Raw genomic sequence first — 14,284 nt, 5'->3', positions numbered from 1 at the left:
CAATCTTTGAAGTTTTAAACAACAAAAAGACACGAATCAATAAAGTTTCCTAATCGTATATCCTTATTTACGGTTATAATACCCCGCAAATCGGCGATACAATCAAAAACCTTTTATCAACTCATGCCTGATCGAATCAGTCACACATTGTGATATGTTGTTGTTTATCGCAAAGATTATAACAAACCTGCTTAGCAAGCGCAAGTTACGTTATTGAAGTTGAGGAGGAGCCACGCGGTGTAAATGCATAGTCAAGTAACTGACTTCCGCGGGATAGACGGGCTTGTTCAAACGCTGTTCCATTAGCGCCGTCAACTTTCCCGCAAGGGAATAAAGCACGGGATATTCCTGTCTTAAGAGGTTATCGAGTTTTTCCACTTCACCGACCTGCTCGCCGCGGCGAATACGTTCAATCGCAAACCGCAAATGCGTCAAGAGTCGGGAATAATCCAAAGAGTTTCGCAAAATCGTAAACTTCAGTTCGCTTTCCACCAAGGCAACCAGTTCGGCAATCAGTTGGGTATGTCCCCGAACTTCGCTGATATGCCGGTTTGTTAACGCGCTGTTGATATGCAGGGCCACGAATCCGATTTCATCTTCCCCTAGATCGACTCCTAATTTCCGGTGAATCAAACCGATTGCATACTCCGCCAATTCATATTCCTCAGGATATATTTCCTTGGTTTCATACAGAAACGGATTATGAAAAGCGAGATCCTGCTCAGCCCTTTTGATGGCAAAAGCGAGGTGATCCGTGAGAGCGATATGTATATGCTCGTTAAGTTTAGCCTGTGTCTTTTTTGTGATATACATAATGATCTCACCAATGATCTCAATCAATTGCTCATCAACCTGCGGAACAAGCTGTTTGTACTGCTCTTGTTCATGCTGGTTCGTCAGAATGAACATTTTTTCTACCGATTCGAGAGGAATAGAATCGCCAGTCTTCCGGTTAAAACCAATGCCTTTTCCGATCACGACCACTTCGCCGTGTTCGGGATGATGGGCAATGATGACGTTGTTATTCAACACTTTGGCCACTTGAAGGCTATTCACAATTGCACCTCATTTTAAATGCATTATTCTATTCTCCGGAACGCTAATGCCTATTATAATCGACGTCTCTTATCCTTGCCAGCCTTTGCATTAAATAATACAAAAGCATCCCTCAGGCTTGAGGAATGCTTCAGTATAAACGTAATTTATTGCCGATTTATGGGGTTTCCTGGGATGCCGCGCTTTCGAGCAACACGGAAGCTTTGGCCGCCGGTACCGGCGCTGCGGCTGGCTGCGCTATCTTGCCTTTGGTCAGTCCCTGGATAAGCTGATCCAAATCGATGCCGGATACGTTCTTTAACATTTCGGGCGCCGTCGCCATCAGCTCGGTGACATAGTTGCTGACGCGTGCAGCCCCTTCGCCTTTGCCGGTATCAACTACTGTCAGCTTATCGATCGTTGAGAGCGGAGCCGCGATTTTACCGGCCAGCTCAGGCAGCATCTTCACGACGATATCGAGGATGGCCGCCTCGCCGAACTTCTGGAACGCCTCGGCAAGCTTTTCTTTCGCCTCGGCCTCGGCCAGCCCCCGCAAACGGATGATTTCGGCATCCGCCGTACCTTTGGCCCGTTCCGCATCCGCGATAGCGAGACCCTCCAGCCGCTTTTGTTCGGCCGATGCTTTTGCCTGCGTCTCTATGGAATACTGCAGCGCATCCGCTTCGCGCATCTTCCGGGCTTTATCCGCTTCCGCCGCTTGCTCCACGGCATAACGGTCCGCGTCGGCTTTTTTCTTTACCTCCGCGTCATATTGTTTCTGCCGGACCATAATTTCTTTATCTTGCAAATCAATTTCACGTTCTTTGCGGACAAGTTCAACCTTCATTTGTTCCTCGACCATCGTCTGTTTGGCCCGGGCTTCCTGAATATGATAAGCCTGGTCCGCTTCGGCTTTGGCGGTATCCTGTTCCTTCTTAAACGAAGCGACCTTCAATTCTTTCTCTTTGGAGGCTTCCGCAATATTCGTATCCCGCACCAGCTCTGCCTTTTGTCCGGATTCCTCGGCAAGCGCTTTCTGAATTCGCGCGTCCCGCACCGCTTCCGCCTCGGCAATCTCCGCATCCCGCTTGACCGCCGCGATCCGCGGCTTCCCTAGCGCTTCAAGGTACCCATGCTTGTCGCGTACGTCCTTGATCGTGAACGAAACGATTTGAAGACCCATTTTTTTCAGATCCCGTGCCGCCACGCCTTGAACTTCCTGGGCAAATTTATCGCGGTTCCGGTACACTTCCTCAACAGTCATGGAGCCGAGAATGGACCGCAGATGCCCTTCCAGCACTTCCTGCGCTTCGCCTTTGAGCGATTCAATCGGCTTGCCCATGAACTGTTCCGCCGCTGTCGCTACATCCTCCACCACACTCCCTACCTTGATGATCGCAACCCCGTCTGCAGATACAGGAACCCCTTGTTCCGTGTACACTTCCGGCGTCATAACGTCCAGCTTGTGGGACAACAGGGACATGAATTCCGCTTTTTGGAAAATAGGCCATATAAACGCGCCGCCCCCACGGACGATTTTGATCTTGCGGCCTGATTCATCCCCGGATATATTTTTGCTCCCGAGAAAAGACCCCGTCACAATCATCGCTTCATCCGGGCTAACCGTTTTGTAGCGAGCCCAGAAAGCCAACCCAAGCACGATAATGACGGCAATCACGACAATGGGGATCAACAAGAAGTCAGGTACTGTTTCAAACAATCACATCATCTCCTTTTGTTGTTCTGTTTCATAAAGCTCGGATACTTGAACCACACCGTCTTTCAAATCAACGATCACCACCAGGGCTCCCGCGGGAATGTCCCGTCTGTCCCAGCTTGCTGCCGTGTGCAGCGTATTGCCGGCAACGAATTTGACCATAATCTCCCCGTAGCCTTTCGAGGGGATCGGTACGGTAACTTCACCGAGCTTCCCGGGAAGTTCGGCATGGGAATACCCGATTGAATTCTCGCTGTTCTCCATCGGCTTCACATAGGCAAAGTAGATGATCACGGAAATCAAAAGCGCAATCAGAATCGCCAGAATCATTACGGCGGTGTCATTAAGGCTAGTGTAGCGAATTAGCAGAACTCCGGCTCCGCCAAATGTCGTGATTGCGGATGCCGTGACAACCGGTTTTAAAAAATCCGCCGAGATAGCATCGAATATGCCTTCGAGCCAGCTTCCCAGCAAATCTCCGAGAATGGCGCTAATAAATGCAAACAATGCCCCGCCGACGAAACAACCCCAGAATAAAATCTCCAAACCGTTCCCCCCTTTCAGGTTCAATCTTTCACTATATGTTATTTGTTACGTAAATACTTCTCTATTGTTTCAATAAATTCCCTGCTTACGAATGAAAAGACCCTCTTCCTTTCGGAAGAGGGTCTTGGTAAATCCCTGTATTATAAGGAATTTCTGTAGATATTCAGAACATCTTGTTTATCAAGCTGCGCGAAATTTCCGAAGGAACCGAAGCGGACCGCTTTATCGGCCATAAACTCCAAACTGCTGTCATCGATCTTATAATCGGCCAACCGGCTTGGCGCACCAATCGAATTCCAGAAACTCCGCAGCGCTTTAACGCCTTCCTCGGCTATTTCACGATCGCTCTTGCCTTCCGGATTCACATCGAATACATTGATTGCCATCCGTTTAAACCGGGCAACGTCATGATGCATCACATGCTTCATCCAATTCGGGAACAGGATGGCAAGCCCGCCGCCATGCGGAATATCGTATACTGCCGATACGGCGTGTTCAATATTGTGAGTAGCCCAATCGCCGGATAACCCCATATTTAAAACCCCGTTGAGGGCCATGGTGCCGCAATAAAGAATCGTTTCACGGTATTCGGTGTTTTCCAGGTCTGCAATCAATTTAGGCGCTGTTTCGATCACGGTGCGGAGCACGGTTTCACAGAATCCGTCCTGAACGAGCGTGTTGGTTTCTTTATGAAAATAGTGCTCGAATACATGCGACATGATATCTACCAAGCCGTATACGGTTTGATCCTTCGGCAGGGACACTGTATTTTCCGGTTCGAGGATCGAGAACGCAGGGTAAGCTAATTTGCTGCCCCAGCCCAGCTTCTCTTTCGTTTCTTCATTCGAAATAACCGAGCTGCCGTTCATTTCCGATCCGGTCGCCGCCATCGTCAGCACCGTACCCAGGGGAAGCGCATCCTTCGGAGCGGCTTTCCGCTCGGCGAAATCCCACATATCGCCGTCATATTTAGCGCCGACCGCAATCGCCTTCGCACAGTCCAGCACGCTGCCGCCGCCGACCGCCAGCACCAGCTGAATCCCGTTCGCTTTGCACAAATCCACGCCGCGATGCACGGTCGACAGCCGCGGGTTCGGCTCCACGCCGGCCAGTTCGGTCACTTCAGCGCCGATTTCCTTCAAAATAGCCGTCACTTTCTCATATAGACCACTACGCTTAATACTGCCACCACCATAAACGAGCAGCACTTTACTGCCGTACCGGGGAATCTCCTGTTTCAAAGCCTTCAATTGATCCTTGCCGAAAATCAGCTTGGTTGGGTTATGGAATTGAAAACGATCCATGTTCGTTCCCTCCTGGTTATATAAATAAGTTAAACATACCACCTTTAATTATACTTCCATTCAAGTCGCGAAAACAAACGCCTGGGTAGCCAAAGTCTCATCCCGCTTCCGACAAGTCCAGTATTTCGCCGACCTTAGCCGACCAGTTCCACGCAGTACTTCGGAACGCTCACGTCTGGCTTCATTGGGTCAAGCTAAAAGAAGGTCAGGTCTGGTTGGATACATTCAAACAGGACGGTAATTTCAAGCCAATCATCGCAACCTCGATTTGCTGCAATGCACAAATAAGCCTCAGGCCACATCGGCCTAAGTCTGCCAATATATAAAAGCTGTCCTCCTTAGGAGGACAGCTCTTGATAACCGGCGGCGCCGACGAAACGACGGAACGCTTCGCGTCCGGCTTCGTTTACCTTAAATACGCCGGCGTGGCCAAGAATCTCCGCAAACTTGCGGCCTACTTCTTCTTTGAGCAGCGCGTCGGCTTGCTTGCGCTCCAGCTTCATGCCGTGGCGGTCAACCAGTTCGCGAATCCAATCGGCGTGCACGGCCAGCGGGCTGTCACCCTTCGGATTCGAAACCGCCGCATCGTACAATCCGGCATCGCCGCTCAGTATGCCGGCAATATCGGCGAGTTCCTGTTTCAGGCGGCCCGGCAAAATCGCGAGGCCCATCACTTCGATCAAGCCGATATTCTCTTTTTTGATGTGATGCATTTCCCGGTGCGGATGGAACAACCCCTCGGGATGCTGCTCATTGGTACGGTTGTTGCGCAGTACGATATCCACTTCGTATCCGCCGTCCGCGCTCCGCCGGACGATCGGCGTCACCGTATTGTGAGGTACGGGTTCGCCTTCGGTATCTTCGCTAAAGGCCAGCACTTCTGCTGCAGGATCGCTGTAGGCTTTCCACTTTTCATACATATCGTTCGCTGCTTCCAGCATCACGTCGGGATCCTGCCCTTTAAGCCGCAGCACCGACATCGGCCAATGCACCATGCTCGCTGTCACTCCGGCGAATTCCGGATGGCTGAACACCGCTTCGATCGGTGCTTTTTCCAGCGGGAACGTGTGCCGTCCGCCCTGGAAGTGGTCATGCGTCAGAATGGAGCCGCCTACGATCGGCAAATCCGCATTGGAGCCGATAAAATAATGCGGAAACCGTCCGGTAAAATCAAGCAGACGCTTAAAGGTCAGCTTCGTCAGCTTCATCGGCACGTGATCATGATGGAACACGATACAATGTTCATTGTAATAAACGTAAGGCGAGTACTGGAAAAACCACGGTTCCCTGTTCAATTCGAGCGGGATGACCCGCAGATTTTGCCGGGCAGGGTGGTTGATCCGCCCTGCATAGCCCACGTTTTCCCGGCATAGCTGGCACTTCGGGTACACCGGAGGCGGCAGCAGCTTGGCCATCGCAATTTCCTTCGGATTCTTTTCCGGCTTGGAAAGGTTAATCGTGATTTCCATGTCGCCGAAGGACGTCGGCTGGTTCCAGTAAATATTTTGCGCAACCCGGTCCATCCGGATATAGTTGCTGTCTACGGACAGCTTATAGAACTCGTCCGTAGCTGCTTGAATGCCGCCATTCTCCGCCGTTTTACCGAATTTGGCGATCGTTTCCGAAGGACGCGGCATCAAAAGTCCCATAATGCGGGCGTCCAGCAAATCGCGATAAGTATCCGTATTCTCCGGAATCAGCCCGATTTCAACGCCGTAGTCGATCAATACGTTCAGCGGCTGCTGCGGTCCAGTCAGTACTTCCTCTGCGGTTTCGCCCGCGAATGGCTCGTCAAACCCGTACAACTCCAGCAGCCGGTTTCGGGAATAATCAAGGTCCCACCAGTCAATCAGCCCTTGCTGCAAAGCATAGTGAGTCAGCCGTTCAATCGCATGCTGCGCATTTTGTCTGTTATGGTTCGCTTCAGCTTCCACTATTCTTCACTCCTTAGTTGTCACCATAGCCGTCAGGATGATGGAGATGCCACTCCCAGGCACTGCGGATAATATCGTCCAATTTGTTGCGGGTAGGCTGCCATCCGAGCACGGTTCTCGCTTTGTCCGAAGATGCGATCAAAACGGCAGGGTCTCCTTCGCGCCGCGGGCTAAGGACGACCGGAAAATCGCGGCCGGTAACTTCTTTGACCTTGGCGATAACCTCTTTGACCGAGAAGCCTTGACCGTTGCCGAGATTGAACACGTTGCTGTCCCCGCCGCCGATCAAATACTCCACCGCGCGCAGATGGGCATCCGCCAGATCGCCGACATGAATATAATCGCGGACGCAAGTACCGTCCGGTGTATTGTAGTCGTCGCCGAACACCTTGATGGAATCCCGTTGCCCCAACGCCGTTTGCAGAATCAGCGGAATCAAGTGGCTTTCCGGATTGTGATCCTCACCGATTTTCCCGCTTTCATGAGCACCTGCGGCATTAAAGTAACGGAGAGCCACATACTTGATGCCAAGTACCTGATCAAACCAGGCCATCATCCGTTCCATCGTCAGCTTCGTTTCTCCATAAACGTTCGTAGGATGAGTAGGATCCGTCTCTTCAATCGGCACCTTATCCGGCTCGCCGTAGGTCGCCGCCGTGGAGGAGAAAACGATTTTCCGCACATTTGCGGCATCCATCGCTTCCAGCAGGCAGAGCGTTCCGTAAACGTTGTTGTCATAATATTTAACCGGATTTTGCATGCTTTCGCCGACCAGGGAATTGGCGGCAAAATGAATCACCGCTTCAATCTCATTCTCGGCAAACAGTTTGGCGAGCAGTTCTTTATCGCGCAAATCCCCTTCATACAACTTCCCGCCAAGCAAGGCTCCTCTGTGCCCGGATTGCAGATTGTCGATGACTACGACTTCCTTGCCTTTGTCCAGCAGTTCCGCTACCGTATGGGAACCGATATATCCGGCTCCGCCAGTCACTAAAATCGCCATGTTCAGCTCTCCCCTTTCACTTCATGGACTCCATTGCCGACGCCGCATACATAAAACTCGCCTTCCAGGCCGGTACGTTCCTTGTAAGCCGCACCTACCTCCGATACAAAGCGATCTACGGCATCTTCATGAACGAGGGATACCGTACAGCCGCCAAAGCCGGCTCCGGTCATCCGTGCGCCCAGCGTACCTTCAATCTTGCGGGCTTCCTCGACCATTACATCCAGTTCCATACAGCTTACTTCATACAGATCGCGCAGGGAATCGTGAGAGGCGTTCATCAACTCTCCGAATGACACCAAGTCGTTTGCGCTAAGCGCATCTACCGATTTCAGCACGCGGGCGTTCTCTTCCACCACATGAGTTGCGCGACGGAGCAGCACTTCATCGCTAAATTTTCCTTTTAGTTGTTCAAAACGTTCCGGCGAAAGATGAGCCAAATACTGGATTTGAGGTTCTTCCTCCTGCACGATACGAAGCGCTGCGTCGCACTGTTCCCGGCGTTCATTATATTTGGAATCCACTAGTCCTCTACGCTTGTTAGTATTGCCGATCACCAACTTGTTCGCTCCCGTCTTGAACGGTACCAGTTTATACTCCAGCGTGTCGCACATGAGCAGAATCGCATGGTCCTTGGCTCCATTCGATACGGCGAACTGGTCCATAATTCCGCTGTTAACGCCAACATAGAGGTTCTCCGCTTTTTGCGAGAGTACGGCAATCTCGACTTTATCCGTAGGCTGGCTCTCCATGGACAGCAGCGCGTAGGCAGTTACGACTTCAATGGAAGCCGAAGAGGATAAGCCCGCTCCATTCGGAATTTCTCCGTGGAACAGCAGATCATAACCACTCGTGAGTGAAACTCCTTTTTTCCCAAGCTCCACAATCACGCCTACCGGATAATCAACCCATTCTTCCGTTTTGGCCTTACCCAATTCTTCCAGTCCGATTTCGGCCGTGTAAGGCAAATTGGTTGATGCAAATGTTACTTTCTTATCATCGCGTTTCCGGACGGCAACCGTGGTTCCGAATTCTAGAGCGGCCGGCAGCACGTAACCGCCGTTGTAATCGATATGCTCGCCGATCAGATTGACCCGGCCCGGAGCATTGAAGATTCGTACAGTCTCTCCGCTTTCCCCGCAACGTGATATAAACAATTGTTCCATTTCCTGTTTCTTCATTAGCGTACACCCCATCTTCATGGAATCTTATGTTCTTGTACCTAGTATAAGAAAAAGCATTGTTTTTGATAATGCATCTATGCGAGAATAATATGGACAAATGTGACCACCCTTTTGTAAAGGAGTCTCTCTTATGACCCAAGAAACGTATAGCGCGGCAGCCAATCCGGAAGTTTACGGGGTCAGTGACCTGCATGTCCTGTTCGCTGGCGAAAGTCAGACCCAAGCTGACCACCGGCTCGGACCAAAAGTCTACGATTACTTCCTGCTTCATTTCGTCGAACAAGGAAAAGGAAGCTTCCGGACGGAATTCGCCCATTATGATCTCAGTCAGGGTGATTGCTTCCTGATCCAGCCCGATCAGCTCGTCAGCTACGCTTCCGACAACGCCGAGCCTTGGCGCTATCGCTGGATCGCGTTTACCGGAGCCAAGGCGCATGACCTGATTCAGCGCGCGGGTTTCACCCCGCAGCTTCCAGTGTTCCGGCCCGGCGATGACAGCCGGGTTCCCGGACTGCTTGAAGCGGTGCTTCAAGCTTTTCGCAGCAAGAAACCGAGCTCCCATTTAGCCTCACTGGGTTGCTTGCATCTTATCATGGCCGAAGCGGAAGACACGCTGGTAAGGGAGTTTGCCTTTCCGGCAGGTGAAACGGGAGTACAGCGCATCGTCAAACAAATGATCCACTATATGTCCAGTCAATATGCGCATCCTATGTCGATCGAGCAAATGTGTTCAAGTCTCGGATACAACCGGGCTTATTTATCGCGGATTTTCAAAAAAGAAACGGGACATACCCCCGTCACCTACTTGCTGAAACTGAGAATCGACAAATCGCGCCAGTTGCTCCGCGAGCGCCCCGAATTGTCGATCGAACAGATCGCCGCCTCCGTCGGCCTGGCGGATGCCTTGTATTTCTCCCGCCAGTTTCGCCGCTTCCATGGCGAATCGCCCAGCGAATACCGAAAAAATGCATCCGGCCGCCCAAATCGCAAAAACACCCCTACTCCATAGCTCAGGATATAGGGGTGCCGCTCTCTCGAAGGCCGATGAACGGTCTTCCTATATTATTGGTGATCTCCATTCGTATTTAAAATCGTTTCGATGCGGGTCAGCTCTTCGTCCGAGAACTCCAGCTTGCTGAGCGCTTGCACATTCTCCTCGATTTGGCTGACCCGGCTGGCGCCGATCAGGGCGGAGGTCACTTTGCCTCCGCGCAGCACCCAAGCAAGCGCGAACTGCGCCAGGCTTTGGCCGCGGGCCGCCGCCATTTGATTCAGCGCACGAACTTTCCGCAGTGTTTCCGGAGTAATTTGTTCTTCCTTCAAGAACCCCGTCGAGCTCTTGGCCCGGGAATCATCCGGAATGCCGTTCAGGTATTTGTTTGTCAGCAGCCCTTGAGCCAGTGGGCAGAAAGCGATACTGCCGACGCCGTTCTCTTCCAGCACGTCCTGCAGTCCGTTCTCAATCCAGCGTTCAAGCATGGAATAGCTTGGCTGGTGAATAAGTAAGGGCGTGCCGAGTTGTTTTAAAATGGCGACAGCCTCGGCGGTCTGCTCCGCGGAGTAGCTGGAAATGCCTACGTACAGCGCTTTGCCCGAGCGTACGATGTGATCGAGCGCCATCATCGTTTCTTCCAGTGGAGTTTCCGGGTCCGGACGGTGCGAATAAAAAATATCGACATAATCGAGTCCCATCCGTTTCAAACTCTGATCCAGACTGGAGACCAGGTACTTCCGCGAACCCCATTCCCCGTAAGGTCCGGGCCACATATAATAACCGGCTTTGGTGGAAATCACCATTTCATCCCGGTACGGAGCGAAATCCTTTTTCAAAACCTGCCCGAACATCTCTTCTGCCGAGCCCGCGGGAGGTCCATAGTTATTAGCCAGGTCAAAATGGGTAATTCCCAGATCAAAAGCGCGGCGCAGCATTTCACGCCCGTTTTCAAACGTGTTGACGCCTCCAAAGTTATGCCAGAGACCCAGTGAAATCGCCGGAAGCTTCAAACCTGACCGGCCCACCCGGTTATATTTCATAGTTTCATAACGATCATCGCTAGCAGTATAGACCATGTTTTCCCATCCTTCCTGAAGTGAAATGTCTTTGAGACACATCATAGCTCGTTCAAATATCTTTGGCAAGAAACCGTTTTCTTGCCAGAGCTCCGTCATGAACCGCTTTCCATCCGGCGGAGCCAGTCTCCCGTTTCTTTCATTACCCTGCCGATCGGTTCTTTAATGTGCAAATCGGCCCTGGAATCATAGGCGGTTGAGGAAGCATTGAGCAGCACCGTCCGGCTTCCCCTGAAATAAGTGATCAGCGACGCGGCAGGCTGCACTGTCAGGGATGTACCTCCAATCAGAAGCAGATCAGCTTCCGCGATCGCTCTAACCGTGTCTTCGATTGTTGCTTCATTTAAGCTTTCTCCATAAAGGACGACATCGGGCTTCACCACCCCGCCGCAGGCTTTGCATTGCGGGACAACCCCCTGGCTATTCATCACCTCATCCAGCGTATGAAAGCTCCGGCATTCCATGCAATAGTTGCGGTGAATGGAACCGTGCAATTCCAGCACCTTACGGCTGCCTGCCATTTGATGCAGACCATCTATATTTTGCGTGACGACAGCCTGAAGCTGCCCTGCCTTTTCCAAGTCGGCCAGCAAGAGATGAGCCGGATTCGGCTTTGCTTCCGGATGAATCATCTTCGACTTATAGAAATCGAAGAACACTTCCGGATGCCGATTAAAGAAACGCCGGCTTAATATTTCCTCAGGCGCGTACGGCGAGTCTTTTTCGGCCTGATAGATCCCGGCTGCGGAACGAAAATCGGGAATGCCGCTCTCCGTCGAGATGCCCGCGCCGCCGAAAAAAACGATATTCCGGCTTTCCTTCATCCATTCGGCCAATGTTTTCGCTTGCGGTATCGACATTTCCACGTCTGCCATCTCAATTTCCTCCCTGCTGACCAGCTTCTTCAAACGCTGCAGTCAGTTTTTCATATCCCGGAACAATGACGTCGGCATCCAGCAAATAAGAGGCTCCGCCGCCTTCAAGTGCGATTCCGACCTTCCAATAGACTCCCGCTTGCTTGCCCATCGCCATATCGGCGTTGCTGTCCCCGAAAACAAGGCACTCTTCTGGGGGAACCCCCAATTCATGCATCGCCAAAATCGCCATTTCGGGATCGGGTTTGCCCTTAACCACGCGGTCCCGCCCTACCACGCTCCTGAAATAGTCGCGAATTCCGAGCCATTCCAGATGTTTGATCGCCTCCGGAGTAGTGTCCGACGTAACAACGCCAAGTTCGATTCCGACGAGGCGGCAGGAAGACAAGAATGCCTTCAATCCAGGGATAGGATGGGCGCTGCGCCGTTTCTCGACCTCCACCATCGCGGATGCACTGAATTGGCGAACTTGGACCACGGCTTCATTCCAGGGCACGCCGGCGACATATAGCTGCCAGGCCAGAAGCGCCGTTACTTCTTCTTCCGTTCCCATGGCGAGCGGGCCGGTTTTATCGTACCCTCCGACATGGTTATCCTGATCGTAGCGCAATCCAATCAACCTGGATTTCTCTACGGGAAGCCTGGCTCCCAGCACGGCCAGATGCCCCTCCAGGAGTTCCGTCAGGGTGTTCGCCCAATCTCCCCAAAGCTGCATAAAATCAAGCAGCGTTCCGTCTTTGTCAAACAAAATCCCCCGGCACGGAACAAAAATCTCATTTATATATATTCCGGGCATCAAGGCATCACCTCCCGAGTCAAAATTCAGCATATGATTCTCAATATTCCTATTGTACCCCTAGCGGAAAAAAGAGACAAAACCCGCCTAAAGGAGGGTTCATGAGATGGACACAACTAAAGGCTCTGACAGCGTTTTCTATTGTGATAATAATCACAAGGCTTCGTCAATAAAAAGAGTATTTTAAACAAGAGAACATTGCTTCAAATTTTTAATATTTCGCTATGCACGATCCGATTAGCGAAGCTGCAAGGAAAGGGGTCTACGTCATGTCGGCTAACCATATAAATCAACGAGGAGAGACGTTTTTTCTCAACTTGCGCTTTTTGCTCATCGTTTGCGTTTTTGTCGGCAATGCCATCGAACCGCTCATAACCCGAATGGAAGGAATGCATTCCCTGTATTTGTGGATTTTCACCTTCCATATGCCCCTGTTTGTATTCGTGACCGGCTACTTTGCCAAGTCCAGCCTGACCGGTGAAGCCGGCCGCAAGGTCATGCTGCAAATCGGATTGCAATATCTTATTTTCCAAAGCCTATACTCCGTGCTTGACGTTACGATATTTCAAGTTGATGGAATTCACCATTCCTTCTTCGCGCCATATCTGCTGCTTTGGTTCCTGGCCAGCCATTTATGCTGGCGGCTGCTGCTGCTTGCACTCCGCAAGTGCTCCCCGCTTCAGCAGCTCGTCATCTCCGTCGCGCTGGGCGTATTGGTCGGCTACCTGCAACTGGACGGAGTCTGGTTCAGCATCTCCCGAACGTTTGTGTTCCTGCCTTTCTTTATCGCAGGCTATCATTTCTCCTTTGCCGCATTGGAAATCATCCTCACGCGAAAAGTCAGAATCGCCGGAATGGTGCTTTCCGCCGGTTTATTTCTGGCGATTTTCCTAAGCGGATCCCGCTTCATCCCAGGCTGGCTATACGGCAGCATGACTTATATGCAACTGGATCATCATGAATGGTATGCCGGTTTGTACCGTTTGGCTCTTTACTTGCTGCAATTGATCGCTGGGTCTGTTTTCCTTTCATTTGTACCGCACAAAGAAAGCCGTTTGACCGATTTTGGCCGAAGAACGCTGTACGTCTTCCTGCTGCACGGACTGATTATCCGTTTGGCCGCCGCGACGCCGCTGTACGATTACGTCCATACCGGCGCAGCCGGCCTGGCTGTGATCGTCGGTGCCATAGGCTTGACGCTGCTGCTAAGTCAACCGGTTGTACGTAAATGGACATCTCCTGCGATCGAACCACCGGTACAATGGGCGCTGTCCTTGACTCGCAGGGCGAGCGGACATTCCGGAGTCATAAGCAAGCATCAATAGCTTCTCTAATGAAAATAACATATTTTGATAGAATCAGAATAAAAAGGGACCTTTAGGCCCTTTTTTCTTTTTATGCAGATTGTTGGTTTCAAACTAAGTGACTGTGGTAAATAAACCATACGCAGGATAAAACGACTTAAGGAGTTGATATGCATGGCACGGGGTAAGGGCAAAATGAGCCGTGAGGAAGCAGGCCGTTTAGGAGGACAAGCCACCTCCAAGAATCACGGCAAGGAATTCTATCAGGAAATCGGCCAAAAAGGCGGAGAAGCAACCTCCAGAAACCATGACAAGGAATTCTACCAGGAAATCGGCCAAAAAGGCGGGGAAGCCACGTCCGAGAAATACGACAAAGAGTTTTATCGCGAAATCGGCCGTAAGGGCGGAGAAGCTCGCAATAACAATAATGAATAATGGAAACAGGCGGGTAATTGCTTAGTTTCTTTATGAAAGAAGCTCCGGCAGCACCGGGGTTTCTTTTTTCTGTCGGTAGAA

At 51.3% G+C, this 14,284-nt stretch carries 13 protein-coding genes; 3 read left to right on the top strand and 10 right to left on the bottom strand.

Annotated elements, in window-relative coordinates:
• Positions 1–210 precede the first annotated feature (210 nt).
• From glcT to DFP94_RS00350, 7 genes are all read right to left on the bottom strand, one after another.
• A complete protein-coding gene (gene glcT / locus DFP94_RS00380) occupies positions 211–1,056 on the bottom strand; it encodes a glucose PTS transporter transcription antiterminator GlcT (protein ID WP_114494482.1) in 846 nt (281 codons plus the stop codon).
• A 157-nt stretch (positions 1,057–1,213) separates the two neighbouring features.
• Positions 1,214–2,755 carry a flotillin lipid rafts scaffold protein FloT gene (locus tag DFP94_RS00375; RefSeq protein WP_114494481.1) on the bottom strand — a complete coding sequence of 514 codons (1,542 nt, stop codon included), beginning with the start codon at positions 2,753–2,755 and terminating at the stop codon, positions 1,214–1,216.
• Positions 2,756–3,298: an NfeD family membrane protein gene (locus DFP94_RS00370; protein WP_114494480.1), complete on the bottom strand. Its 543-nt coding sequence runs from the start codon at positions 3,296–3,298 to the stop codon at positions 2,756–2,758.
• 140 nt (positions 3,299–3,438) lie between these two features.
• Complete coding sequence (locus DFP94_RS00365; protein WP_114494479.1) at positions 3,439–4,602, bottom strand: iron-containing alcohol dehydrogenase; 1,164 nt, start codon at positions 4,600–4,602, stop codon at positions 3,439–3,441.
• 338 nt (positions 4,603–4,940) lie between these two features.
• Entirely contained in the window at positions 4,941–6,536 is a 1,596-nt protein-coding gene (locus tag DFP94_RS00360) for a UDP-glucose--hexose-1-phosphate uridylyltransferase (protein ID WP_181872978.1), read from the bottom strand.
• Between the two features lie 13 nt (positions 6,537–6,549).
• On the bottom strand, positions 6,550–7,539 hold the full coding sequence (gene galE, locus DFP94_RS00355; protein ID WP_114494477.1) for a UDP-glucose 4-epimerase GalE: 990 nt from the start codon (positions 7,537–7,539) through the stop codon (positions 6,550–6,552).
• A 2-nt stretch (positions 7,540–7,541) separates the two neighbouring features.
• Positions 7,542–8,720, bottom strand: coding sequence for a galactokinase (locus DFP94_RS00350; RefSeq protein ID WP_114494476.1), 1,179 nt, complete (start codon positions 8,718–8,720; stop codon positions 7,542–7,544).
• Positions 8,721–8,853: 133 nt separating this feature from the next.
• Here DFP94_RS00350 and DFP94_RS00345 point away from each other — a divergent pair, with 133 nt between their 5' ends.
• Positions 8,854–9,732 carry an AraC family transcriptional regulator gene (locus DFP94_RS00345; protein WP_114494475.1) on the top strand — a complete coding sequence of 293 codons (879 nt, stop codon included), beginning with the start codon at positions 8,854–8,856 and terminating at the stop codon, positions 9,730–9,732.
• 53 nt (positions 9,733–9,785) lie between these two features.
• On the opposite strand, the gene mgrA is transcribed toward DFP94_RS00345, so the two are convergent.
• From mgrA to DFP94_RS00330, 3 genes are all read right to left on the bottom strand, one after another.
• Complete coding sequence (mgrA, locus tag DFP94_RS00340; protein WP_114495710.1) at positions 9,786–10,793, bottom strand: L-glyceraldehyde 3-phosphate reductase; 1,008 nt, start codon at positions 10,791–10,793, stop codon at positions 9,786–9,788.
• A 95-nt stretch (positions 10,794–10,888) separates the two neighbouring features.
• On the bottom strand, positions 10,889–11,668 hold the full coding sequence (locus tag DFP94_RS00335; protein WP_245954396.1) for an NAD-dependent protein deacylase: 780 nt from the start codon (positions 11,666–11,668) through the stop codon (positions 10,889–10,891).
• A 1-nt stretch (position 11,669) separates the two neighbouring features.
• The gene (locus tag DFP94_RS00330; RefSeq protein WP_114494474.1) at positions 11,670–12,464 is read right to left on the bottom strand and encodes an HAD family hydrolase; all 795 of its coding nucleotides are present in this window, start codon (positions 12,462–12,464) and stop codon (positions 11,670–11,672) included.
• Between the two features lie 269 nt (positions 12,465–12,733).
• Here DFP94_RS00330 and DFP94_RS00325 point away from each other — a divergent pair, with 269 nt between their 5' ends.
• Both DFP94_RS00325 and DFP94_RS00320 read left to right on the top strand, forming a co-directional pair.
• A complete protein-coding gene (locus DFP94_RS00325; RefSeq protein ID WP_114494473.1) occupies positions 12,734–13,789 on the top strand; it encodes an acyltransferase family protein in 1,056 nt (351 codons plus the stop codon).
• Positions 13,790–13,942: 153 nt separating this feature from the next.
• Positions 13,943–14,203, top strand: coding sequence for a KGG domain-containing protein (locus DFP94_RS00320; protein ID WP_114494472.1), 261 nt, complete (start codon positions 13,943–13,945; stop codon positions 14,201–14,203).
• The last annotated feature ends 81 nt before the right edge of the window (positions 14,204–14,284 follow it).

The sequence above is a fragment of the Fontibacillus phaseoli genome (genome assembly GCF_003337355.1).
Lineage (GTDB): Bacteria > Bacillota > Bacilli > Paenibacillales > Paenibacillaceae > Fontibacillus > Fontibacillus phaseoli.
The sequence above is the reverse complement of the archived record's forward strand: the minus strand, read 5'-3'. Positions and strand labels throughout refer to the sequence as shown.